Here is a 26,935-nt window from a genome sequence, read left to right on the forward strand (position 1 = left end):
CCTTTATTTAGCATTTTCTATTTCAATTACTATTTCTTCACTAAATAAAAGCTTTAATTGATTTGTATTTGGTGAAATATATAATAAGAAATTTGGAATAATTTCTACATAATTGCCTGCATTTAAAGCTTTTGAAATTTCTTCGTTAAAGTCTTGCAAAAATTGATTATATATTTCACTTTTTGAGGAATCTTTTAAATTAATAGCTTCCGTGTTGGAAGATTCGACATTTGAAATCATTGGAACTAATATGTTTTGGCTAAACTTTGGGTTAATGTTGAATGTTACAACAAAGTCTTCAAATACCATATCATGTCTTTTTTTCAATGCTTCATTTAGTAGATCTAAAAATTTTAAATATAATTCACTTTTAAAACCTAAATTGTTTTTAAATAAAGCCGAAGCAACTAATTGATTATAGGTTGTTAAATTTTCTTTTTTTTGTGAGTCCTTATAATCGGTATATACATCAAATAATTCTGGACTTATTTTTTTATTTTTCTTCATTTGGACTTACACTCCCTTCTATTTCTATAAGAATTTCTTCTTTTTTTCTTTTATTTTTGAAAAAAGTAATTTTGTTGGCTACAAAAATTAATCACACAATTGTTCAAATTAAGAAAATGATTCAAATTGTTGATACTATTAACATAAAGAATTGTGTTAATTCTAGATTTGAATTTATAATTTGAAAAATTTGGTTGTTATTAGCTAATAATATGTGGTTTAAGTTAAATACAATAATTGCAATAGTTATTGAAATTATTCCAAATTTTAAAAATATTGAAAGAGCTATATTATAATTAATGGTTTTTATAAAATAAGAACCTAAAATAACTAAAGACGATACAGAAACAAAGAATAAGTTAATCAAATTAACAAAATCATTGTTTTTGCTTAAAACTGTAATTAACAATAATGAAGCTCATAAAGTTGCTTGTGCAAAAGATAAGCTAATCGTATTTATAATGTGGCTATTAGATTTTAATCTATTTAAATATTGGAATAGTATATATGCAACCACTACACAAACAGCAAATAAAATTTCAAATAAGAAATAATAGTTGTTTAATGTATAACCTAAAACAGACGTATTGTCTCATTGTATAGTTAAAACTCTTATGGTTCAAACAATAATACTTGCAAATATTATTATTGAAAACATAATAGAATTTTTAAAATAATCTTGTTTATTTTGTTTAAATGCTAAAAATGAAATAGCATTTGAGTTTGACCCTATAATTAAAGATAATACTAATAAGGTAAACGCAAATATAATAAATACAGCACCAGATTTTTCTCCGTTAGCTAATTGTTTTCAATATTCATAAAAAGTATTGTTTACAAATAAATTTTCTTTTATAGATGTTTTAGAATTAGCTCCTCACACTCATAAAAGTAAAGCAATAATAACTACTGCTGATAATAAGAATTGCGAAACTAATCCAACAATTAAAGAAATTTTGTTATTGTGTGAATTAGGATCTGTTTTTGTTTTTAATTTGTAATTCAAAATTGAATATGTTAAGTTAAGAACAAATAAAGGTATTAAAAAGAAATACAAATACGCAATATTTGTTGGTTTGTTGTCAAAGAAAGTAAACAACATAATAAATGCTGTTACTGAAAAAACTAGATATGAAGTAAATCAAGGTCAATATTTTTTAATTGCTTCTTTTTGAAAATAAATGTTTACATAATTTTTTCAAATTGTGTAAATGAATATAAACATTAAGATAATAAAACGCAATAATATTAACGTGTTTCTTTGTTGGTTTTGAGGAGTTTCAAAATTTAAAAAATCCAAAACAGTTCAACTTGTAAACATTTGACTAGCAAAAAAAGTTTTTTTTATAAAAATTAAAGTAAAAATTAAACCTAAAGCTAGTATTGATAAAAGAACATATTTATAAATCCTAACAGTAAGGTTGTTTTTACGTCCTAAGAAAAAAGGATTGTAGTCATTATAAATTCTTGTTTTACTTATATCAACTGTTTGTTTCATATTCCCCCCTTCCTTTCTATAATTTATTTTTTTTAAATATAAGATAATTTTATTTTGAAATATACATAATATCTTATTTTTAGATTTTTTGTCCTTAATTTAATCACAAAAGGCCCTTTTTTGTCAAAAAAAATGTACAAAAATACACTTTTCTTTTAAAAATATTCAGTTTTTTATATTTTTCTTCTAAAAATTAAAAGAAATTAAAAAAAATATTATAAAAATAAAAATTTTAAAAATAAATAAAAAAAAGCAAAAAATTAAAAGCTTTTTTGTTATTAATTAAATTATTATTTATTGTAAATAAATTTTACACTTAAAGGACTTTCTTTTTTAGTAAAATCTACTGCTGAAACTTGTATAATGTGTTGACCACTTTCTTTTATATTATGAAGATCAAATTGATTTAAAGATACACTTTTATAAAAATTATTATTAATATAAATATTATATTTTTCTATTTCATAATCATCTTTTGGTTTTTCTCAATATAAAAATCTTTTATTTTGAGATTGAAATATTTGGTTAATTGTGCTAGGTGTTTCTTTGTCTACTTTTTGATAATCAAATTCATAATATCTTACATAATCTATGTCAAATGAGGCAGGGAAAATTGAGTCATCTATTCCTTTTTTCCTCCTCAATCGCCTCCTATTGCTAAATTAATTATCAAATAAAATTCTTTATCGAATGGGAATACTTTAAAATACTCTTGTTCAACGTCTTTTGTTTTGTTTGCAAGATATTTGGTTTCAAATATTTTTTTATTATTAGTATATCATTCTAATTTATCTGGATACCAAATAAAATCATAAATTACAAAATCATCATAAGAATTAATTTTATAATTTGATCCTATCATAGTTTTATTTTTGTGGTTATATTTTTCGGTATGAATAGTTTGAAAAATTTTAGAATTTTCATATCCCACATACTCCATAATATCTATTTCACCACTTTTTGGTCACTTTCCATATTTATTTTCCGCAGGCATCATTCATAATGCGGGTCAAGTTCCTCTACCTTTCGGGTTTCTTGCTTTGATTTGAAAACGTCCATATTTAAAACGTTTTTTATTTTTTGTAATTAATTTGCCAGAAGTATATTGTTTGCCATCATAATTTTCTTTTTTAGCTAATATAGATAAAACTGAATTAGAAATACTTATATTTTTATTTGTATAGTATTGTGCTTCATTGTTGTAATTATTTTTTCTTATTTGTTGCTCTCATTTATTTTCATTAAATATATTACTATCAAATTCATCTGCTCAGGTGCAAACTCAATTATTATCCAAATAAGGAACTTTAGTGTCTTTTGTGGCTTCAATATAATGTTTTTTTGAATTATTATTTTTTGTTTCTTTGCAACTAAAAACAACAAAAGAGCAACTTATAGTCAAAAAGGACATACCTCAAAACAAACCGGGAATTTTTTTATTTTTTGATTTCATATTTTCATTTTACATTATTTATTAATTAATTAAAAATTTTTATTTTATTTAAAGTTTTTAAATTTGTAATAAAAAAATATGAAAAATAAAACAAGGAAATAATAATTATGTATAATAATTGAGCCATAAATTTTTTAACATTTTTAAAATGTAAAAACAGCCAAGAAACAAGTTTTTTGGTCTGTTTTTTTTATATTGTTTTTCTGTATATGTATAATAAGCACATAAAAAAAATAATCAATAAAAATTAAAAAATAAGGAAGAAGAAAAATATGAAATTATCTAACAAAAAAAGATTGTTAATACCATCTATTTTATCAGCTATAGTAGCACCAGTTTCTATTGGCTTAGTAGCTGCTAAATGTCAATCAAATTTTGATGTTGTTAAAACTACAGGATATGCTGATTCAATGCAAAAATTAGCAAATAAATCTATTACTGTAGCAGGAGCATGATCTGATGCTAGATTTTATGCTGGAGAAAAAGCTAAAGATTTAATTGCTGTTGGAGCAACAGAATTTATTTCAAATGACGGAGTTCAGGCAAGACAAGACTTGAAAAAAGGCGATATTGAAGCTATGCAACAATTATTAATTAAAGCTGTTAATGAAGCAGCTGCACAAAAGAAATCAAATAAAGAAGGCAATTTAACCTATATTGATTCTCAAGGCAAAATACAAAGTATTTTTAAAATTTACAATCATGACGGTTATACACCTGTAGGTTATGATTCAGAAATTACATATAATATTAAAGGTGATAAGAAAAAAGCTTATAAAAATACTCCAACAGGAGAAAGCGAATATATTAAATATGATTCAGCTACAAAAACCTTTACAAAAGTTGGAACTAAAAAAATAAAAATACAATTTATTCCTTCTTCAGATGCTTCTTTAGTTTAAAAAGCAACTGAAAAGCTTTCAAAATATTTTAAAGAAGAATTAAAATTAGACAATATTGATATAGCTGTATCAAGCAATTATAATGCAGCAGCTTCATTCTTGAAATCAGGTTCTATTGATATTGCATTCTTACCTATTGATACATGAGCAACACAATCTGGCGATTCAAGCTTTATTTTACAAGCAGGTAGAGATGTTCAAATTATTGACCCTTATGTATCTCTAGACAACACTTCACAACCAAAATTTTCAGATGAAAAAATGTTGGTAGAAGCTTTCAATAATTACAAAACATTTAACAAGGATTCTTTATATATTAACAAAGATAAAACAAAAAACCCAGACAAAACTTCAGAAGGCTATACACAAGATTTAAAAAATCACATTGATGAATTAGCAAAAACTGGAGCGGATTTACCAAAAGTTGGTTTTTATCGTGCATACATTTTTGTAAATAAAGATTCAAAAATTTATGAAATTGTTTCAAAAGCTCTTAAGGAACAAGGCTCAAATTGAACATTAAATTGAAAAGATGTAAAAGAAGAAGTTATTTACGGTTATACATCAACTACTTCAGCCTCTTCATTTACATACCCTGAACAATGATTTAAAAAACACTTTAAAGGCTTTACAAGTTTTCTTAAATAATTTTAAAAATACACATAAATATTTTTATATGTCTCAAAACAAGAAGAAACAAAAAAATCAGACTATGGATATCAATAAAGACTGAGATATAGTTTGAGAAAACGCTTCTAAAGTATACCCTAACGGAACAAAAGGATTGACTGATGTCAATCTTTCTATTAAACAAGGAGAATTTGTTGCTGTTATAGGTTTATCGGGAGCAGGGAAAACAACATTAATTAAGACAGTAAATAAAATAAGTGCAATAACTTCAGGGACACTAAAGGTGGGGCCCTTTATTGTTAATGATTTAGAGGGTAATAAATTAAGAGAATTTAGAACAAAAATTGGAATTATTTTTCAAAACTATAATTTAGTCGAAAATATTTCAGTTATTCAAAATGTTCTTTCGGCAAGATTGCCTCAAATGAATAAATTTAGGGCTTTTTTTGGAATTTATAGTAAAAAAGATGTTGAATTAGCTTATCAATGTTTAGCGAAAGTAAACATCTTGGAAAATGCCTACGATATGGCAAAAGATTTAAGTGGCGGTCAAATGCAACGTGTTGCTTTAGCAAGAACATTAGCTCAAAAACCTAAAATTATTTTAGCAGACGAACCCGTTGGGGCATTAGACCCTATTATGGCAAAAAGTGTAATGGATGGTTTTTTAATTGCTAATAAATCAGAAAAAATTACCATAGTAGCCAATTTACACCATGTTGATCTAGCATTGCAATATGCAGATAGAATTATTGGTGTTAAGAAAGGTAAAATCATTTTTAATGATAGTTGAGATAAAGTTAATCTTGAAAAATTAAAAGAAATTTATGGTGAAAAATTAGAACAATTTGATAAAGAACAGTTTGAGGAAAATAGAAGAAAAAGAGAAATTGTTCAAAGTGAAATAATTAAAAAAATCAATAAAATGGAACATATAAATGAAAAACCAATCACAACAACTAAAAGAATCCCTTCAAAAACCAAAATTAGAAAAAAATCTTAAAAGTAAATTATTTGGTGAACGATTTTTAAATTATTTTAATCCTAAATTTATTGATATTGATAATCAAAAAGTAACTAAAAAATTTCCATGAGATAAATTAATTGGAACAATCTTAATTTTTTCTATAATTCTTGGAATTATTATATTAATAAAACCAGATTTTCAAAATTGAAATAAATTTTGGGTTTCAGTAGGTCATTTTTTTGATACAAACAAAACAATACAAATAGGTTCTTCTTTCTTTACACCATATGAAACTTTTATACGTAGTTTGCAATTGTTGTGAACAACAATTTCTTATTCAATATTAGGTACAATACTGGGAATAATTATTTCAGTGCCACTTGCATTATTAAGTTCTAAAAATTTTATTAAAAATAAATGAATATATTTTCCTTTTAGAGCAATAATGTCTGTAATTAGAGCAGTACCACCAATTATTTTTGCTTTTATATTCTTTTTCTTATTTTCTAAAAGTATAGCAGCAACATTATCAATAGCAATTTTTGTTAGTTCAATAATGACAAAATGATTGTATGAAGATTTAGATACATATGATACAAGTTCATACCAGGGGGCACAAGCAATTGGTAACACAAAATTAACAGCATTTAAAACAGCTATTTTTCCTTATTTGATTAAACGTATTGTATCTTATGGTTTTTATTCATTTGAAATGGTTGTTAGGTTTGCGGCTATTTTATCTATTGTTGGTATTTCAACAATAGGTCAATTGTTGGCTGATCAATATGCTACAGATGATAAGTTTTCACATATGTCTATAGCTCTGTGAACTTTGATAACTTTAATGATATTAATCGAAGGATTAAATTTTCTAATAAAAAAATATATTTTAGAATATTCACAAAAACATCCAATCATTGACGAAAAATTACCTTATAAAAAACAACTTGAACAATTAAAAGAACAAAAATCCAAAATTTATATATTTAAAATAGTTATTATTGTTTTTATATGCGCAATGATAATAGCTTCTTTGACACAAATAGAATGAACAATTGGGAATTCAACGAAAATATACCAATTTAAAGAAGGAATCAAAAAACTATTTAACCCAGATTGAAGTCTATTTCGAGGAACTTGATCTGGATCTAATACAAATGTATTTCCTTTAGGATTGGAAGCATTGTTGGTTGCTATCGCTTCTTCTATAATTGGTTTAATATTTGCTTTTTTTATAGGCCTTCTAGCTTCTAAAAATATAACTAAATATTTCTCATATATATTTAAGTTAGTAATTATAGTTTTACGTGCAATACCAGCCTTTACATTTGCATTGTTATTTATGATTCTTTCTAAAGATTCAAAGTTATTTGCAGCAGTTTTAGCTTTAGGGATACATTCAATCGGAATGCTTGGCAAACTTATAATGGAATCAATTGAAAAAATTCCTAACAAAGTTTTTCAATCGTTAGATTCTTTAGGCGCTACATGATTTCAAAAAGTAAAGTTTATAGTTGTAAAATCAATACTACCTCAAGCATTATCAAATTTTTTATATAGAGTTGAAATTAACTTTAAAAGTACAGTAGTTATTGGTGCAATAGGAGCAAGTAATTTTGGATTTCAAATTACTACTTATTCTGTTGATTATAACAATTGAGACAAACTGTCTTCATATGTTATTTTTACAATAGTAATATTATTAATCATTGAACAAATTTCAAATATTGTTCGTTCAAAATTAATGACAGGTTATTTCTTTAGTCAAGATGTTTGATTTAAAAAAATAATGAAAAAAAGAATGTTTATTAAGGCATTGGCTATTAGTTATTTATTAAATAAAAAATTTTCACATGAATCACGTAATGCTAAATATTTATTGGCAGTTCACAAGTATAATAATTTAGCCCTTTATAAATACTATAATGAAAATAAAATATTACCTAATAAAGAAACATGAGAAATGCTTATAAAAAATAAAGTAACTTATAAACAAACTTTAAAAACTTTGATTATATTGATTAAACAAAAAATAACTGAAATATACAAGAACATGTATAAAATTACAAAAAATAATCAAAAAAATGAACGAAATGCTATTAAAAAGCATAAGGTTGCGCAAAAATCTGCACAAATTGCTGTAGATAATTATTTTGAAGAGAAAGGAAATCTTTCAATAAATGAGCTTAACAAAGAATTTTCATCTATTTTGAGAGCATATTAATAATTCTAAAAATATAACATTGTGTACTCATGTTGAACCTGACGGAGATACGTTAGGATGTGCAATAGCTTTAAAACATTTAATTTTATTAAATTCTAAAAATATAGCTGTAAAAATTTCTGGAGGAGATTACCCTAGAAATTTAGAATTTTTAATAGATGAGCCAATTGATTTAGTAGATCAAAGCTATTTTGATAATTCTTTAAAAGTAGTTGTTGATACATCAACGAAAAGAAGAATATTTGATAAAAGAGTAGTCACAGAAGAATCATTAAAAATAGACCATCACCCTCATGAGGGTAAATGATTGTTTGAAATTGGTGGTGACCACTGGCCTGCAACCGGACAGCTAATAACAAACATGGTAAGAGAATTAAATTTAAAAATTAATAACCAAGTTCTTGAAGGTTTGGCTGTAGCAATTATTACAGACACAGAATTTTTTAAAGAACGTAATGTAAATGCAGAAACATTTTTAGATATGCAGTTTCTTTTAGAAAAAGGTTTAAATTACAATGCCTTGCTCAAAAAAATGCAATTAAATAACAAAGAAAATAATATTATTTACAAAGCAATTAAGCAAATTCAAATTAAAAATAATGTTTCTTATATTATTGTTGATGAAATTGTTTCTAATGATATTGTTCGACCACTTGTGGCAAGATTTGTTGAATTAAGTAATACTGAAGTTTCTTTAGCTTATTTAAAACGGAAAGAAGGAGATTATCGTTGCGAGATACGTTCAAAAACAACATATGATGTTTCTAGAGTTGCTAATAATTTTGGTGGCGGCGGGCACTTAAATTCTTCCGGTTTTGTTCAAAAAGACTCTGAAAGTATAAATCAAGTAATAGATTTTATAAATTCATTAAAATAAAAAAATATCAAGCTTAATAGGATAAAACTTAAAAAAGCTTGGTATTTTTTTACGCTCTAAGTTTTATTAATATTTGATAAAAAAAAGACCACAATGGGTCTTTTCTAATTAATTTAGATCTTCAATAATTTTAATAGTTTTTGCTACACCATGTCTTTTGTACGAACCTGTTACTCAGCTAGCAACATTCTTAATATTTTTCAAAGAATTCTTCATAGCTATAAAAGCACCAACATAAGGTATAACAGATGTATCATTTCCAGAATCTCCAAAATGTACGGTTTCCCTTGGATTAATATCTATTAATCTAGATACATAATCAATGGCTTTACCCTTAGTCGCATTAATGTTGTTTATTTCTATTGCATATCCTTTAGATACAATATGCAAGGAAAGATTATTAAATTTATTTTCCAACTCTTCAACTAATTTTTTTATTTTTTTCTTAGTAGTACCAAAAGTAATGATTTTAGTTGAATTTGTTATTTGCGGGACGTCTTCATATGTTTTTTGAATCATATGTTTTACTCATGGCCTAAATAATTTTAATTTTGCTGCTGTTCCATATATTGTGTCACCACTATTAAAAATAAAAAATAATTTTTTTTCTTTCAATATGTTTATTATTGACATAACAGTATCTTTTTTTATTTCATGTTTAATTAAAACATCGCCATTTTGATTAACAATTAAACCTCCGTTTTGACATATAACATATGGAGAATTGGTTTTTTTAGCTAAATTTAAAACAAAATCCGAAGGAAAACGGCCAGTTGCAAAAATAAAAGGTTTTCCTTCATCATTCATTTTGGTTACTATTTCTAAATTTTCTTTACTTATTTTTTCTGCTTTGTTTGGTAAATCTAGAAGCGTTCCATCGAGGTCACTAAAATAGGCTTTAGGTTTAAAATCTATCATAATTATTTATTAAAGTTCTTTAGTATTTCTTCTACTGGTAAATAACCTTTTGATAGATTAACAATTTTTCCATCTAAATAATAGAATAAAGCAGGAATACTTGAAACCCCCATTTCACGAGCTAAATCTATGTTTTGATCAACATCTAAATCAAAAACATTAATTTCATCATGTTCAGAAGCAAGCCTTTCTAATTCTGGTCCTATCATTTGGCAAGGTGGACATCACACAGCTCTAAAGGCTACTATTGCTTTTCCTTCTAAATGTTGATTATTTAATTCTTTACTTGATAATTTTTTGTACATAATTATCTCCTTTCTTATATTTAATATGCCTTAGCAAAAATTACAACTCTATTTGTTTTTTTATTAGTATAAAAACAGTTTTTAGAATGCATTTTATATTCTAAATTAAATGGTATACAACGGCTAGAAGCCCCTGTTTCCTCTTTAATTTTATCTTCGTCTTCACCGTTCCCGTCAAACTTAGTTATAACTCAATGTCCTTTAGAAATATGTTCTTTAAAAGACTCATAATTTTCAACTTCAAAAATATTATTAATTAATCTTTGCTTTGCTTGATTTAATAAATTGTTTTGAATGTCTTCTAATATTTGTTGAACTTTTATAACTATTTCTTCCAAAGCTACATAAGTTTTTTCTAATGTATCTCTTCTTACAATTAACACCTTATTTTGTTCTAGATCTCTTGGGCCAATTTCTATTCTTAAAGGAGTTCCATGAATTTCAGAATTAGCTGCCTTAAAGCCTGCGCCTTTATTTGAAGCATCAATTTTAGCATCAATATTGTTTTTAGACAATAAATCTAAAATTTTTAATGCTTCTTCATGAACTCTTTTTTCTTTAGAAGCAAAAAGTTCAATAATGTCTACCTGGCAAGGCGCGATTTTTGGTGGAATAATAATTCCCCTATCATCACCATGTGTCATTATTAGCGCTCCTAATAATCTTGTTGATACTCCTCAAGATGTACCATAAGCATTTTCTAATTTATTGTCTTTGTTTTTAAAAGTAATATCAAATGCTTTTGTAAAATTTTGCCCTAAGTAATGACTAGTACCAGCTTGTAAAGCTTTTCCATCCTTCATCATAGCTTCAATTGTAAAAGTGTAATCAGCTCCAGCAAATTTTTCATGGTCTGTTTTTTGGCCTTTTATTACAGGTATAGCAAGAAAGCTTTCAACAAAATCACTATAAACATCTAACAAATTTTGAGTTAATTCTTTAGCTTCGTTTGAAGTTGCATGTATTGTGTGTCCTTCTTGTCACAAAAATTCTCTAGTTCTTAAAAACGGATTAGTAGTTTTTTCTCATCTTAAAACATTTACTCATTGGTTATAAATAAGTGGCAAATCATTATAAGATTCAATCTCATTTTTAAAAAATTCTCCAAACAAAACTTCACTTGTAGGTCTAATATAAAACTTTTCATTAAGTTTCTTTCCGCCCACTTCAGTAACTGTTGCTAATTCAGGATTAAAACCTTCTACATGTTTTTTTTCTTTGTTTAAAAGAGATTCTGGTATTAAAAGAGGTAAATTTACATTTTGAACACCCAGTTTTTTAAATTTAACGTCTAAATTTTTTCTTATGTTATCTCAAATCCCAAATGATAATGGTTTAAAAATTATAGAGCCCTTTGAAGAACCATATGCCATTAAATCACCATTTTGTATAACATCTGTATATCATTTAGCGAAGTTTTCTTCTTGTGTTGTAATTTTTTCTAATTTTTTCATATTTAATAATTTTAACTATTTTTTGTTATTTTATTTAAAAATAAAAAAACAAGGGCGGCTTGTTAAATTAAATCGTCAAATATGTCTTCACCAGTTTTAATGGTTGGAACTCCAAAATTTCTTGCTACTATATTACCTGCAGTGCCTAGACCCCTTAAAGTACCTAGTACTCTAGGTTTAGTAAATAATTTAGAAAAGATTGTTAATGGTAGAGCTTCTCTTGTATGTTCAGGACCATATGTTGGATCATTTCCATGATCTGAAGTCATAATTAATAAATCATCTTTTTTCATAGCATTAATTAGTTTTGATAGTTTAATATCTAGTCTAGAAATATTTTCACTATATCCTACAGGGTCTTCTCTATGCCCATAATGACTATCAAATTGAACTAAATTTATAAAAATAAATTGTTTTTCCGAATTTGAAGAAGCAATATCAATTGCAATATCCATATTTTCGTCATCTGAGGCAGGACCAAAAATTTTGTCTATTCCAACGTTAACAAAAATATCGTTAATTTTACCAACAGCAATAACTTCCACTCCTGCTTTTTGTAAATCTTCTAAAATAATATGACCAGTTGGTTTATTAGCAAAATCATGTCTATTAAATGTTCTTATAAATTCACCATTATCATAAACAAAAGGTCTTGTTATAACTCTAGCCACATTTCATTCTGGTTTTGAAGAACATATTTCACGTGCTCTTTTAGCATATTCATTTAATTTTTCTACTCCTAGCGTTTTTTCATCGCCAATAATTTGCAAAGTGGAATCAGGAGAAGTGTAAATTATTATATCCCCGTTTTCCATATGTTGATGACCAAGCTCTTCTAAAATTACAGTTCCGGAAGCACTTTTGTTACCAATAATTTTTCTTCCATCAAATGCTTTTGACAATTCTTGAATTAAATCATCTGGAAATCCTTTTTCTGTAAATTGAGGGTTTGGTGTTTCGGTATATATACCCATCATTTCTCAATGCCCTGTTAATGTGTCTTTCCCATTTGACATTTCATGTATTTTAGCCATATACGCTAATGGATGTTTATTTCTTGCAACATGCCCAGAAATTTTAGCAATTTCTGTTATACCTAAAGATTTTCATGTTGGAATTTCTAAAGGTAAAGCTTCAGAAGCGTGCAAAAGTGAGTTAGCTCCTTTGTCACCAAATTCTTCTTGTCTTGGTTCAGGGCCTATTCCTAAACCGTCTGTGACTATAAAAAATATACGTTTAAATTTCATATTATCCCCTCTTTTCTATTTAAACTCATTAGTTTGCTCAGTTAATTGAATGTCCATGCTTTTAAATGTTTCTTTATCAGAAGCACTTGACAAAGCAGTTCTATGAACATATAAACCAGATAATTTATTAATTTGTTCAAAAGCTAATTTTGCATTTTTAGAAGATTTAGCACTTATTGCTAAAGCAAAAAGAGTTTCTTTTAAATCAAGAGCAAGATTATTATAATGTAATTCATTTTTTAAATTTTGCGCCAAAGCAATAGCTTTCGGATCTAAAACATCTATATCTTTATCAATTTTTGCAAAATATTTTAGTGTATTTAATATCATCGCACTATTTGAGTTTAATAGCGTTGATTCCTTGCCTATTATTATTGTTTTTGAATTAATTTCAATAGCTGAGCATATAATATTTTTTTCTTGACTGTACTCATTAGCAACTCTAATAGATTTTACAAGGCTACTATTAATTTTATTCTCTTTAATAATCTTATACAATCTTTTTACATAAATTTTAGGATTTTTGTCTTGTTGATAGTTAATAATTGTTTGATAATAACGTCTAATTATTTCTTTTTTGGCAGCTAATTTTACTATTTCATCATCAAAAATACAAAAACCGGCCATATTTACACCCATATCTGTTGGAGACTTATAAGGCGAAGTTTTATATATTTTATTAAACAAACTATTTAAAATCGGAAAAGCTTCCAAATCTCTATTGTAACTAACGGCTTCAATGCCATAACTTTTTTTATGAAATGAATCAATTGCATTGTAATCATTTAAATCGATAGTAGCTGCTTCGTAAGCCAAATTTACAGGGTGATTTATTTTTAAATTTCAAATAGGAAAAGTTTCAAATTTTGCATATCCTGATTTTATATTGTGTTTATTGTCAAAATATAATTGCGAAAAAATAGTGCTTAATTTGCCAGAGCCTGGTCCGGGCGCGGTAACAATAATTAATTTTTTTTCTGTTTTAGCATATTCATTTTTTCCAAAACCATTTTCGGAAATAATATTATCTATATCTTGAGGATAATTTTTAATTTTATATTGCTTGTAAACTTTTATATTTTGTTTTTCTATTTTATGAATAAAGCTTTTAACTTCCTTATTGTTTTCATATTGGCTAACAATAACACTATTAACATTTAATTCGTATTTTTTAAATTTTTTTATTATTCTAAAAACATCTTCTTCATAAGTTAAATTAATGTCTGATCTAATTTTTTTATTTTTTATATCTTGGCTAGAAATTACAATCATAACTTCTGCTTGATCTTTTAATTTTAATAGCATTCTTAACTTTGAATCATGTTTAAAACCTGGCAATACTCTTGTAGCATGAAAATCATTAAATAGCTTTCCACCAAATTCTAAATATAATTTATTACCAAAAGCATTAATTCTTTTTGCAATTTCTTTTGATTGTAGGTTAATATATTTTTCATTATCAAAACCTATTTTCATTAGATCCCCCTATTGATTTTAATTAAAGATTTAAATTAATTATTATTATAGTTTAAAAAACAAAAGTTCAATTAATCTAAATATCAAAAATAACTAATTTTTAAATGAAAATTTTAAAAAAGTACATAATTTGTACAAAAAAATCTCAAAAAACTTAATAAAAATTTAAAAAAAGCACAGTTTTATTTTTTTATTGTTTTTTATTATAAAATAAAAACAAATATTTATGATTAAAGAAGAGATTATTTTTGAAACTAAAGACATTTTTAAAAAATTTTCTAATAACCCTGTTATTAAAAATGTGTCATTAAAACTGCATACTTATTCTTTCCATGCATTTATTGGACCAAACGGTTCAGGGAAATCAACATTTATGAAAATATGTGCAGGCGAAGACAAGGATTATGAAGGTCAAGTATTTTTTAAAAATACATTAATTAACAACATAAAAAGTAAGAAATCATTTTTATTTTTTAATAATGATTTAAGTTTTCCTATATCATGAAACGCTTTTGAATATGTTAAAAATTTTTCATATTTTTATAATCAAGAATTTCCTTCTTCAGATAAAATCATAACTTTATTTAAACAATATAAGCTTTTTCATAACCTAAAAACAAAACCTAATTCTTTTTCTTCGGGAGAAAAAAAGAAATTAATAGTTTTATTAATTGAATTAATTAAACCTGAATTAGTTTTTTTAGATGAGCCAGATTCTGGTTTGGACCCAGAAGTAAGAGAATTTGTATATGCTAGACTTCAAAAAATATCTAAACAAGGGAGCTCCATATTTGTTTCTAGTCATATTACTTCAGAAATAAAAAATTATATTGATTATGTAACTTTTTTAAGGGACGGCGAAATTAAAAAAAGCTCTAAAATTTGCAAACCTAGCGATTTTGACCAAATATATGAAAAAATAAGAAAGGATTATCAAGATGAAAACTCTTTTTAAAAATCACTTTATTTATTTTGTTAAAAACAAACCTATTATTTTTTTATTATTAATCTTTGGATTGATGAGTTTTTCTGTTGTTCCATTTTTTATAATTGATAATTTAAAAAATAATTTTAATTGAATAATTTATTTCATTTTATTTGTTTTATCATTATTTTCTATTTTTATTATGATTTATTACTTTTTTATTTCAACAAAAAAGAACCAATATGATACTTTTCTAAGTTCCATGTATTCAAGTGGTTTAAAGATTCTGATTTCGAAATATTTATTTTTATTAACAATTTTTTCTATTTTTAGTTTTTTAATTTCTATAGTCCCAACATCATTTATGTTTATTAATTATAAAAATAATATGTTTGGCTTTATATATTTTATATTGTTAATGCTATCAACATTTTTTATGATGAATATTTTATTCTGACTGTTTATGTTCTTTATGTCTTTTAAAAAAAACATAATTTACAAAAATATAGCATTATCTTTAACAGCAATTGTTGTTTTATCGACTCCAATATTAATAAAAAGTTTTGTATCAAAATCTAATTATCAAAACAAATTTAAAAACGTATATAAAATTGTTGAAAAAACGAAAAACAATAGTTTTAATGTGCAATATGTACCAGGAGACAATTATATAAAGACTCAAGAAGACACTAAATTTTATATAGATTTAGTGGATTCTTTTTATTTTTTACCAATATATATAGCTAATTTATTTGAAAATAAAAATTTAAATATAAATTTTAGAATTAGTTCAAATTTAGAAAACGATGAAAGATTTGCTTTGTATCGTACAGAAAATAAATTGATTCAAAAAAAATGAAATAAAGATAGTAATTTTTATATTTATGGAATAAATGATGAACCTCTGATTTCTTATTCAAATGATCAACTTAATAAACTAATTAATGACAATCTATATTCAAAAATCGAAAATAAAAATAATATAAAAATAGTATCAAAAATAATAGAAAAACTTTACTGGGAAAGATCTAAAATTCCAATAGAACAACAAAGAATAATTGAATTAATTTCGGGAGTAAAAAATAAGAAAATCCAATATTTGCGCCGAGACTGAAAGGCTTTAAAATATAATAATTCTCAACTAATTAATGTTATAAAACAAAATTTCGGATTAAATTTTTTAGAACTTTTAAATAATTTCTATGACACATATGAATTTAATTCAATTAGTAATGTAGATGCTAAAAACGGACAATTTTATTTTAAAAAATCTATAGAAATTAATGATACTTATAATTTGGAAAACAAAATTAGTGAAATTGATGAAAAATATATAAAAAATAATTTTCTTCAAATAACAGATGAAAAAGTGTTTTTTAATTTGAATTCTTCAAAAGTATTCTCTATTAGTCTTTTAGAATTTAGAAAAGTTTTTTCTAATATTACTAGTCAAGATAAATGAATTAGTTTTATAGACGAAAACAAATTTCAACTATTTAAAATTCAGAATATTTTGGACAAGATTTATTTGTTTAGCGATGAAAATAATTCAGTATTGAAATATACATTTCAACCTAATGCATCAATAGGCGAATATTATAACAATGTTATTCAATATAAAAGTATTTTAGGCAAAAATACAAATATAATAAATGTGTTTTTAATTATAATAATAACTTTATTTTTAATACCAACATCTATTATTTGATCTAAAAAAGGAAGGGTATAATGACAAAAAAGCAAAAAAATAAAATTATTTCAATAAGTATTGCAACTTTATTACCAGTTACTATTTTACCTATTGCAATTTCAATGGCTTATGTTTTAAACAAGCCTAAAAATGTTGGTTTTTATTACAAAGATCAGTTTTTTGAAAGCCAAGCAGATTTTGAACAAAAAATTAAAGAAGATATTTTTATTAGAAAAGAAGAATCTCTAGATAAAAAAATTTATTATTTAAAAACATTAAATAAACAATTTAATGATAAATCAGATTTGACTAAATTTTTATATAGTAAAATAAAATCTCATAATGTTATTGTGTCAAGTGAGCACAATAAATTTGACGATAATTCAATATTTCCTTTAACTTCGAAGGAATTAGCTTATATGCAATTTGTTGATAATGGTAATTCAAAATCAGATGAGAATATAACTGTGTATCAAGGCAAGGGCGATGCTGCATATGCTACAGAAGAAGAAGCTAAGTTATCATATATTAATAAGGCCCAAATATATAAATTTGGGGGTAAATATTATTCAAATAAAGATAGAATTACAAACGATATAATATTAGATTTAAATACTTTGAACAAATTTACAAATGAAAATGAAAAAATAGATTATTTATTGAATAAATACAATATTAAGTTAGATTATAGAAAAAATATAGTTGATAACAATGATGATTATCCAAGATATAAGGCGCCAAATGGCATTGTATCTAATGCAAAATTAAATGTTAATAATTCCTTTAATAATGAGGCCACAAAAGAATTTATAAAAAATAATCATAAAAAGTATATTAAATTTAAAGATGATAGTGGGCAATGACAAATTACAACTTTTGATGAGTTTATTAAATATAGTTTAACAAATAGAAGCTTTATCAATTCTTCTGCTATTAAAATTACATCAAACCAAAATAACCGAAAATATTTGGTAGATGTTGGCAAACAAGAAGATTGTAATTTTTATGGTGATTATATTTTAGAAACTCAAGATAGTTCTATTGAAAATATTATTAATCGTGAAAACTGAAGTGAAAAAGGACAAAATTTAAATTTAGTTAAATTTGAACACTCTCAATTAAAAAGTATTATTAATAAATTTGTTTCACAAATATTGTTAGCTTCCAATCATCATGAGTTAGAAAAAGAATATATAAATAAGAAAACAAATGATGAACAACATGATAAAAAATTATTAAAAGAACTTCAAGACATTTATTTAAAGAATTTATCAGTATTCAAATTGCTAAAATTTAAGGAAAAATCTGAAATTTTAAAAATTGCCTTAAAAGAAGTTTTAATTAATTCAAATGAAACTTTATGACAAAGATTTGAAAAAATTATTGATTTAAATAATAATGGCAAAAGAGGAACATTTTTTAATCAATTAAACATTATTTATTTTTCTGGTTTAGCTTTTATGGCGGAAGCAAAAGCACCTAATAGTACAATAAAATTATTTAAAGAATATTTTAAGTTGGTTTTTAATGATTTAAATTCTTCTCTTGAAGATATTTTAGGGGAATTATATTTAGATAAAAACGGACATAAAATTAATTTATGAGAAGGACTAAAACTTAATGACCATAATCTAGATATAAATGTTAATGACAATTATTTTATATCATATTTATCAGATTCTAATGCAGTTGTTAATGCAATTGCTACTATTAATTCTGCTTTTGTAAATGCAACTTCTTCTGGTGGTTTGTTAGAATTTTCAGATAAAGTTTTTTTAAAACCAAATAGTATTAATTTAGATAAATATAAAAAACTTTATGATCATTATTCTTTAAAAAATAAAGATACGTTATTTTACTTTGATTTTGATGGCCAATTAAAGAAAAATCTTGAATTAGAAAATTCTAAAAAAGCAAAAGATGTAAAAAAAGGAGATAGAATTTATCAAAACATAGTTATTAATGCAACAAAAGGCGCTTTGCAAACATTCAAAGATAAAGGGTTGGATATTTTAGAAAATGCTTTGGTTAACTCATCTGTTTCTAATTTAAAAGAAGATAAAGATGCCTTGTTTGGTTATTATAAGCAATCTTTAATTAATTATTATTCTATTAATGAAAAAGAGATAACTTCTCTAGGAATTAGTATTTCAGAAATAGAAAACACAAGTTTTAATAAAAACGGAATTAAAAAGTTTAAAAATTTATCTTCAAATAGCAAATTTAAAAACTATTTTAATAATAAATTTAATTTTAAAGCTGTAGCAGCACATAAGTATGGAATACAAGATTTATTAAGAGATAAAAAAATTAATGAAATTAAGAGTAGAGTTTCAAATGTAGTCAAATCGGTTGGTGGGCTTTCAGAAATGGGAATGGGAATAATGCAGATGGTTGTGGCATGTTCAAATTCAGATATTAATAAGGTTGCGAATATTGTTGAAGCTACACAAAAAATAGTTGGAGGAATACTAGGCGCTATTGGAGCAGCCTTTCCTATGGTTGCTGTTGTGTCTTCTGCTATAGATATGCTCTTTAGCATAGCATTGCAATTTATTGGAAAGAAAAATAAAAGCGATTATATTTATACCGATACTGGTATTGAAGGCAAACATTATATTTGGGATGGTGGAATAACTACAACAAGATTTTGAGGTTTTAGTCAAACCAAAGACAAAACAATTTATGATGCGAATATATTGAGTCCAGTAGAATGTTTTCCAAGTTTAAATAGAAATTATTATTACTACGATGGAAAAGAGTATGCTTCAAACATGTTATCTAAATTAAATCATGATATTGTTGTTAATTCAATTATTTCTAACGATGAAGATTTTATGAAATCAAATAATTTTAAAATAGTTTATTCTTTTGAAGACACACCCGATGAATCAGAAGACAACTATTTTGATAGTGAACAACAATTAGAACATCAAATGATTTTTAATAAAAAATTGCAAAACTATGTTTTGCCTGTTAGACATATAAATATTTTTAATAAATCATTAATAATAACAAAAGCTACGCAACTTATAGAAGCTCTAAAAGAGGGTATTATAAAAAATCTAAACCCTAGTTTGTTAATTCAAGTTCCTAAAAAGAAATCTGAAATTACAAATCATTCTATAAAAGATTCTCAACCCGATGATGAATTAAAAAATTTAATATCAGAAATTAATAGGATAAATGATAATAACGACTTACTAGAAAACACAAATTTTATTATATTTGATACAAATCTTGAAAATAATAAAGGAAACAAAATATTTTATAATAGTTTAGAATTTAATAATAAAGTTAATAAAATTTTTATGAGCAGAATAACTGTTAACTTCAAATTAGCATCTCGAGAAGAATTTTTAATAAATAAAAAATATAGCGATTTAAAAGTTTTAGAACAAAGAAAAATATTTAGTATTATTGACAATAAAAAAAGATTATTTTACTTTTCAAATTTAAAAAATGCTATTGAGTATTTAGTTAAAGATGAATTTTTAGCAATTGAAGAAAGAAAATATAAAGGACCTAAAAAAACGCTTATTATATATGACAACCAAGAGTTTGATAGCATATCTAAAGTTTATGAATATTGTAAAAAATTTATAAAAAGCATTGAAGAATATGAAAAATCATTAGAAACAAAAGACAAAGGAGAAAAATAATGAAAAAACTATTATTAGGATTATCTTCTGGATTATCTATATTATTACCAACAGCCGTATTATCTTTTAATCATTATTCTGCAAATAATTCTCAAAAAAACATTAATTTAAAAAGCAATAGTGAAGAACATGATAATACTAAATATACAATAGAAATTGATGGCAAACAACTTATATTTAATTCAAAATCAGAAATTCAAGATTATTTAACAAATAAGATAAAAATAAATCGCTTTGTTGGCAAGAAAGAATATAGTAATTTTGATTGGCAAATAAATATGGACTCTAACTTACTTAATGAAGTAGATTATTCTAAAATAAAACCATTATATAAAGATGCGAACGGTAATTCAGTTACTAGTCAAAAATTGGCAATAGATTCATATTTGCCAGATTATGCTTTTGTTGAAAAATATTTCGATCATGCAGGAAGGGAGTTTGATAACCCCGAAGATGCAAAAAATAGCATTTCTAATAATATTGATAAAGATATAGTTGAAAATTTATTTTATGAATTAGAAGACAAACAGGGAATTAAAAGATACTACAACCCTTTAGTTAGTTCTGATATAAAGAAATTTATTAGAGATTTTACTAATGATAAACTTAAAATTTCTGAAGAAAAGCAAGAGGTTGAAGCATATGAAATCAATTATTTAAAAAATAAAATTCCAAAAAGTTATATTCTTTATTCAACCCTAAACGATGGAAAATTTTTTTCAGAATTGTTTACAAGAATGTTTACTAATTTTGTGAGTGATAATGATATAAAAAACAACTTTTTTGTAAAAATAAATTTTATTAATGCTTTTTCATTAAATAATAAAGTTTTTGCAAGACCTTATTTTAAATATTGGTCTTCTAGTGAGGATTATATAAATAATAGAAAAACTTATAAATGACAAACTTCAAATGATGGAAAAGAATTATATAAATATGTTGATTATAATTGATTTAATAAATATTTTTCTAATGCTGCCTTAAATTTAAATTTTCCATCAAGAAATAAATATTGATTAGTAAATAATTGAATTAAACAAAAATTTAAAGGTCAATTTACAAATGAAGAATATTATGGGCCAGGTTGATTAACGAAAGTAAAAGAGAGACGAAATGTGTATTATTTTAGTAAAAGAGCCCATATTAAGTATAGAGAATTTTTGCTTAGTTTAAAATCTAGTCAAAAATTTTTAGATTTTGATAATTTAGAAATGAAAACCGACACTTTTATAGTTGATAATGAAAACAAAACTTATAATGGTGTTAACTTGCAAGAAAATTTAGGTCTTGATAAAACCATAGCTATTTTAGATTTTGCAGAATGTAATTCTTTTGGTCTTCAAATATCTTCTTATTTTGATAAAGAGAGAATGTTAGAAAAAATAAAATACAAAAAAAATAATTTAGACTTTTTTCAATTTATGAAAGATGCTATAAACACTTTCAATTTAAATATTAATACAAAAAATAGTATAATAAATTCTTTAAGTTTAATAAAAAATAATAATAAAATAATTTGAAACTTTTTAATAAATAAATTCAAAGAAATAATAAACAAATTTCAGAACAATATTTTTAGCGAAGCAAAAAATATTAAAGTAAATTTAGAACTAACAAGAAATTCGGTGCGTAATAGTCATTTTAAGAAAGAAAGTTCTAATTTGACTGCAAATTTACTTTCAATATCAAAAAATATTATTGATAAAATTGCAGAAAATAAAAAAAATATTATATTATTAAACAAGCAACCCATTATATTTAATAACAATAAACAAAAACACAATGTTTCAAATTATAAAAATAGTGTTTTTAATGATTTTTTAGTAACTATAAACTTAGGAGAATATGTTGAAAAAGAGCAATTTTTAAGTTTATTACAAAAGCAAAAAAATAAATTTTCAAAATATAAGTATTTTGATAAATCATCAAATTATTTTTATTTAAATAATATTGGACCAAAAACATTTTTAAATTTTATTCAACAAGAAAAAATTAATAATGAAAATTATATTAGATTAAACAATTCTTATAACGAAGAAAAGACCTTTAGAAGTGAACAAGACAGACTAAAATATATTGATTTATTAAAAAGTTATGGACTAAGACCAGAAAGTAGATATGTAATTTCCGGTCTTCAAGAAAAACTACAAGCTCATGGTATTGAATTGCCATTAAATGAAATAAATTTTAATGACAAAAAAACTATAAAAGAAAATTATAGAGCCATTTTGCAAAAATTAATATTGCCTTCTACAGAAAAAATATATTACTTAGAAAATGGTAAATATTATATATTAAATTCTAATTTCTTTAATTTATGAAATATAGAATTAGATAATAAAAAATACTATTTTGAAGATAGTGATAAAATAGCAGCATTTATTGAATCGTATATAAATAAAAAAGCCAAACCATACAATTTAGGAGATAAAAATGAAAACTAAAAATAAAACAATTTATTTAACCACTATATTACCTGTAGCAACCCTACCATTATTATCAATAAGCTGCAAGGAAACAGAAGAACAAAGAATAAAAAGAGAAATAATTGAAAAACTAGTTCGTGAAGAAAAATTAACACTTGAATATAAGAAAAGATATATTGATCAAAATAGATATGTGTTTGATGATTTTGAGCCATTTAAGATAAAAAAAGAGTATTTTAATGAACCTGAAAATATTAATAAACCAGGTTTATCAGTAAAAAAAGGTTATTCTTTCAAAAGTATTGATTCAAACGCAAATAAACAATTTATTTTTGATGATTTTGATAAATGATATAAAGAATTTGAATTTAAATTTAATGTATTTAAAAAGATTATTAATAAATATAACAAGAAAAATTTGAAAATATATACAAATAAGAATAATCTCAAATTTTCAAATATTAAACTTTATTATGTTAAAGAAACAGAAATTGATTTTGAAAAAGTTTTAGGCAGGGGAGTTGAAAACGCAATTGATGATTATTTAATTGTAAAACTATTAGCAAAATTGTTCAAAATACCGAATTTAAAATTAAATTGTTCTTTTTTGGATTATAAATACTTTACAAGTCAATGGTTAAAAGAGTTTGATAATTTTGAATTTAAAAATTACTATTCAAGTATTAATTTGCAAGGTTTTTGAGATGATAAAAATGATAGAATATATGAAGATATGAAAAAACTATTTGCTATTCCAAAACCTTTTTTTAAAGGAAATTTGATTGATACCAATTCCTATAACGACGATTTATCTAAATTAACTTTTAAATCCTATTTTCGTTCAAATTATACATTTTGAAATTCTCTTTTTATTGCATGAGATGGGAATGACGAAAACTTAAGACAAGAAAATTTAAAAAAATATGGTAATGATATGGAACCAGAATTTTTATCTTATTTAATTAACATTCAAGGTGCAAAACATGTATATTTAGATCAATGATCTGAAGAAGAATTTTATTTAAGAGTTCCTAAAAAAATCAATTTGGATGATTATAAAGAATAAGAGATGTTTTTCTCTTATTTTTTTATACAAAAAGAATTTTGTATTAATGCTAAATAAAATTGCAATTTAAAACTATTTTTTATTTAAATAAGTTAGTTTGTTTGAACTACAAGGAAATAAGCCTTGTTTTGTTGTAAAATTTTTATATAAAAAATAAGTTGAAAGTTTTAAAATAAAATTTAATAAATGAAATAGAAAGTTGATTATATATAAATAAAAAAGCTAAACCATACAATTTAGGAGATAAAAATGAAAAATAAAAATAAAAAAAGAATATTTTAATGAACCTAATAATATAAATAAAAAAGGTTTATCAGTAAAAAATGTATATTCTTTTAAAAGTGTGGTTTCAGATAAAAAAAAGCTATTTTTGTAGATTTTGATAAATGGTTTGAAGAATTCGAATTTAAATTCAACATTTTTAAAAAAGTTATTGATAAATATAGTAAAACAAATTCAAGAACATATACGAATAAAAACAATTCTGAGTTTTCAAATATTAAACTTTATTATGTTAAAGAAACAGAAATTGATTTTGAAAAAGTTTTAGGCAGAGGAGTTGAAAACGCAATTGATGATTATTTAATTGTAAAATTACTAGCAAAATTGTTCAAAATACCGAATTTAAAATTAAATTGTTCTTTTTTGGATTATAGATATTTTTTTGATGAATGACAAAAAGAGTTTGCTAATTTTGAATTTAAAAATTATTATTCAAATATTACTTTGCAAGGATTTTGAGATAATAAAGACGATAGAATACGCGAAGATATAAAAAAATATGCGCTATTCCTAAACCTTTTTTCAAAGGAAATTTAGACGATAGTAACGCATATAATGATGGCTCAACTAAGTTTTCATTTATTTCTTATTATCGTTCTGATTATATATTTTGAAATTCTATATTTAAAGCTTGAAATGGGAGAGATGGAGAATTAAAACAAGAGAATTTAAAAAAATATGGAAATGATATGGAGCCGGAATTTATAAGTTATTTAATTAACATCCAAGGTGATAAAAAATTACAATCTGGTAAATGATCTGAAGAAGAATTTTATTTAAGAGTTCCTAAAAAAATCAATTTGGACGATTATAAAGAATAAGAGATGTTTTCCTCTTATTTTTTTATAGAAAAAGAATTTTGTATTAATGCTAAATAAAATTGCAATTTAAAATTATTTTTTGTTTAAATAAGTTAGTTCGTTTAAACTGCAAGGAATAAGTCTTGTTTTGTTGTAAAATTTTTATATAAAAAATAAGTTGAAAGGCTTAAAATGAAATTTAATGAACAAAGAACAAAAATAGTTGCCACTATAGGCCCGTCAAGTGATAACTATAAAACAATGAGAGCTTTAATAGAAGCTGGAGTGACAACTATAAGGGCAAATTTTTCTCATGGCACTTTAGAAGACCATAAGCATAAATTTGATTTAGCAAGAAAAATTTCCGCTGAAATAGATAGGCCAATATCATTAATGTTAGATACTAAAGGTCCGGAAATTAGAGTCGGAAAAATACAAAATGATATTTGTAGCATTCCTGCTAATCACAATCTTTTAATTAAAACTGATAAAAACTCTTATGAAAATTTACAAGGCGATGAAAACACTATAAGTGTTTCATATCGCATGGATTTAGACGTAGCTGAAGGGGATAAAGTTTTATTAGACGATGGTAAATTAGTAACTATAGTAAGGGAAATAAGGCCAGCTGAAGTAATTGTTGAAACAATTAATTCTCACAAATTAAAAACAAATAAAAGAGTCAATATACCAGGTGTAGACTTTTCATTACCTTTTTTAAGTGAAAAAGATATTGAAGATATTAAATGAGGTGCTAAATATAAAGTTGATTATATAGCGGCTTCTTTTGTTAACAATGCCAAACAAGTAAAACAAATTAGAGAAATTCTAGATGAAAATAATGGCCAAAATATTCAAATTATTTCAAAAATAGAATCACAAATGGCAATTAATAATATTGATGAAATAATTAGAGCTTCAGATGGAATAATGGTAGCTCGTGGTGATTTAGGTTTAGAAATTCCATATTACGATGTTCCATATTGACAAAAGAAAATTATTCGGGCAGCAAGAGTGCAAGGCAAAGAAGTTATAGTTGCAACTCAAATGCTAGATTCAATGGAAAACAATCCATTACCAACTCGAGCAGAGGTAACAGATGTTTATTATGCAGTGGAATTGGGCGCTGATGCAACAATGCTTTCTGGCGAATCGGCAAGTGGAAAATATCCAATAGAAGCAGTAAAAACAATGTCTCAAATAGCTAAGAGAGCAGAAAAAGAATATTTTACTGAATTATTTTATGAAAGGCAAATTCAAAAAGTTGCTAATGATCAAAATTCAAGAATGCTTATTGCTTATGAAGTAGCCTCAATTTTGCAACAAGGTGAATACAAATATGCTATTGTTTTAAGTCATAGTGGAAAACTTTTGAAAGAGGTAGCAAAATATAGACCAAATGCTTATATAATTGGTGTAGTTAGTGATGATAAATTAGTTTGAAGTTATGGAATTACTGCTGGAATATTTTGTGAAAAACATTCCGAAGCAGTTAGAGCATTGATTAAATATAATCATGATGCGGGGCGTCAAGTTTTAGGATCTTATGGAGCTAAAAAAGGTGATAAATTTATAGTTGTTGACAGTATGAATATTACTTTTCATGAATATTAAATATTAGAAAAT

The 26,935-nt window shown here is 24.3% G+C and carries 21 protein-coding genes; 12 read left to right on the forward strand and 9 right to left on the reverse strand.

Annotated elements, in window-relative coordinates:
• Positions 1-3 precede the first annotated feature (3 nt).
• From DMC14_RS01415 to DMC14_RS01430, 4 genes are all read right to left on the reverse strand, one after another.
• Positions 4-507: a DUF2714 domain-containing protein gene (locus DMC14_RS01415; RefSeq protein WP_116171461.1), complete on the reverse strand. Its 504-nt coding sequence runs from the start codon at positions 505-507 to the stop codon at positions 4-6.
• Entirely contained in the window at positions 494-2,005 is a 1,512-nt protein-coding gene (locus tag DMC14_RS06045; RefSeq protein ID WP_116171462.1) for an MSC_0624 family F1-like ATPase-associated membrane protein, read from the reverse strand. The genes DMC14_RS01415 and DMC14_RS06045 overlap by 14 nt, the downstream gene beginning before the upstream one ends.
• 290 nt (positions 2,006-2,295) lie before the next feature.
• A complete protein-coding gene (locus tag DMC14_RS06050; RefSeq protein ID WP_116171463.1) occupies positions 2,296-2,649 on the reverse strand; it encodes a hypothetical protein in 354 nt (117 codons plus the stop codon).
• A complete protein-coding gene (locus DMC14_RS01430; protein WP_137412662.1) occupies positions 2,628-3,458 on the reverse strand; it encodes a glycoside hydrolase family 16 protein in 831 nt (276 codons plus the stop codon). The genes DMC14_RS06050 and DMC14_RS01430 overlap by 22 nt, the downstream gene beginning before the upstream one ends.
• Positions 3,459-3,730: 272 nt before the next feature.
• On the opposite strand from DMC14_RS01430, the gene DMC14_RS06055 reads away from it, so the two are divergent.
• The 5 genes from DMC14_RS06055 (at position 3,731) to DMC14_RS06070 (ending at position 9,058) form a co-directional block, all read left to right on the forward strand.
• Positions 3,731-4,360 (forward strand): hypothetical protein, encoded by a 630-nt coding sequence (locus tag DMC14_RS06055; RefSeq protein ID WP_277870953.1) that lies wholly within the window; start codon positions 3,731-3,733, stop codon positions 4,358-4,360.
• Positions 4,361-4,459: 99 nt separating this feature from the next.
• Positions 4,460-5,008: a hypothetical protein gene (locus tag DMC14_RS06060; protein WP_277870954.1), complete on the forward strand. Its 549-nt coding sequence runs from the start codon at positions 4,460-4,462 to the stop codon at positions 5,006-5,008.
• 28 nt (positions 5,009-5,036) lie between these two features.
• Positions 5,037-5,993, forward strand: coding sequence for a phosphonate ABC transporter ATP-binding protein (gene phnC, locus DMC14_RS01440; protein ID WP_116171466.1), 957 nt, complete (start codon positions 5,037-5,039; stop codon positions 5,991-5,993).
• On the forward strand, positions 5,929-8,181 hold the full coding sequence (locus tag DMC14_RS06065; RefSeq protein WP_175393436.1) for a PhnE/PtxC family ABC transporter permease: 2,253 nt from the start codon (positions 5,929-5,931) through the stop codon (positions 8,179-8,181). The genes phnC and DMC14_RS06065 overlap by 65 nt, the downstream gene beginning before the upstream one ends.
• Positions 8,138-9,058 carry a DHH family phosphoesterase gene (locus DMC14_RS06070; protein ID WP_116171467.1) on the forward strand — a complete coding sequence of 307 codons (921 nt, stop codon included), beginning with the start codon at positions 8,138-8,140 and terminating at the stop codon, positions 9,056-9,058. Before DMC14_RS06065 ends, DMC14_RS06070 begins: the two co-directional genes overlap by 44 nt.
• A gap of 108 nt (positions 9,059-9,166) precedes the next feature.
• Here the strand turns inward: DMC14_RS06070 and DMC14_RS01455 are convergent, their stop codons facing one another.
• The 5 genes from DMC14_RS01455 to DMC14_RS01475 all read right to left on the reverse strand — a co-directional run bounded on the left by DMC14_RS01455 (position 9,167) and on the right by DMC14_RS01475 (position 14,458).
• The gene (locus tag DMC14_RS01455) at positions 9,167-9,976 is read right to left on the reverse strand and encodes an HAD family hydrolase (protein WP_116171468.1); all 810 of its coding nucleotides are present in this window, start codon (positions 9,974-9,976) and stop codon (positions 9,167-9,169) included.
• 2 nt (positions 9,977-9,978) lie between these two features.
• Positions 9,979-10,281, reverse strand: a complete 303-nt coding sequence (locus DMC14_RS01460; RefSeq protein ID WP_116171469.1) for a thioredoxin family protein — start codon at positions 10,279-10,281, stop codon at positions 9,979-9,981.
• Between the two features lie 20 nt (positions 10,282-10,301).
• Positions 10,302-11,735: a proline--tRNA ligase gene (proS, locus tag DMC14_RS01465; protein ID WP_116171470.1), complete on the reverse strand. Its 1,434-nt coding sequence runs from the start codon at positions 11,733-11,735 to the stop codon at positions 10,302-10,304.
• A 62-nt stretch (positions 11,736-11,797) separates the two neighbouring features.
• The gene (locus DMC14_RS01470; protein WP_116171471.1) at positions 11,798-12,982 is read right to left on the reverse strand and encodes a phosphopentomutase; all 1,185 of its coding nucleotides are present in this window, start codon (positions 12,980-12,982) and stop codon (positions 11,798-11,800) included.
• Between the two features lie 15 nt (positions 12,983-12,997).
• On the reverse strand, positions 12,998-14,458 hold the full coding sequence (locus DMC14_RS01475; RefSeq protein ID WP_116171472.1) for a DUF1846 domain-containing protein: 1,461 nt from the start codon (positions 14,456-14,458) through the stop codon (positions 12,998-13,000).
• A gap of 226 nt (positions 14,459-14,684) precedes the next feature.
• Between DMC14_RS01475 and DMC14_RS01480 the strand changes: the two genes are divergently transcribed.
• The 7 genes from DMC14_RS01480 to pyk all read left to right on the forward strand — a co-directional run bounded on the left by DMC14_RS01480 (position 14,685) and on the right by pyk (position 26,923).
• Complete coding sequence (locus DMC14_RS01480) at positions 14,685-15,413, forward strand: ABC transporter ATP-binding protein (protein ID WP_116171473.1); 729 nt, start codon at positions 14,685-14,687, stop codon at positions 15,411-15,413.
• Complete coding sequence (locus tag DMC14_RS06075; protein WP_116171474.1) at positions 15,397-17,112, forward strand: proton-conducting transporter membrane subunit; 1,716 nt, start codon at positions 15,397-15,399, stop codon at positions 17,110-17,112. The genes DMC14_RS01480 and DMC14_RS06075 overlap by 17 nt, the downstream gene beginning before the upstream one ends.
• Positions 17,112-20,735, forward strand: coding sequence for a hypothetical protein (locus tag DMC14_RS06080; protein WP_116171475.1), 3,624 nt, complete (start codon positions 17,112-17,114; stop codon positions 20,733-20,735). The genes DMC14_RS06075 and DMC14_RS06080 overlap by 1 nt, the downstream gene beginning before the upstream one ends.
• Positions 20,735-23,179 carry a hypothetical protein gene (locus DMC14_RS06085; protein ID WP_116171476.1) on the forward strand — a complete coding sequence of 815 codons (2,445 nt, stop codon included), beginning with the start codon at positions 20,735-20,737 and terminating at the stop codon, positions 23,177-23,179. The genes DMC14_RS06080 and DMC14_RS06085 overlap by 1 nt, the downstream gene beginning before the upstream one ends.
• Complete coding sequence (locus DMC14_RS06090; protein WP_116171477.1) at positions 23,169-24,227, forward strand: hypothetical protein; 1,059 nt, start codon at positions 23,169-23,171, stop codon at positions 24,225-24,227. The genes DMC14_RS06085 and DMC14_RS06090 overlap by 11 nt, the downstream gene beginning before the upstream one ends.
• A gap of 971 nt (positions 24,228-25,198) precedes the next feature.
• On the forward strand, positions 25,199-25,330 hold the full coding sequence (locus tag DMC14_RS06095) for a hypothetical protein (protein WP_277870924.1): 132 nt from the start codon (positions 25,199-25,201) through the stop codon (positions 25,328-25,330).
• Positions 25,331-25,501: 171 nt separating this feature from the next.
• Positions 25,502-26,923 (forward strand): pyruvate kinase, encoded by a 1,422-nt coding sequence (gene pyk, locus DMC14_RS06100; protein WP_116171479.1) that lies wholly within the window; start codon positions 25,502-25,504, stop codon positions 26,921-26,923.
• Positions 26,924-26,935: the final 12 nt, after the last annotated feature.

It is taken from the genome of Metamycoplasma phocicerebrale (assembly GCF_003383595.3).
Classification (GTDB): domain Bacteria; phylum Bacillota_I; class Bacilli_A; order Mycoplasmatales; family Metamycoplasmataceae; genus Metamycoplasma; species Metamycoplasma phocicerebrale.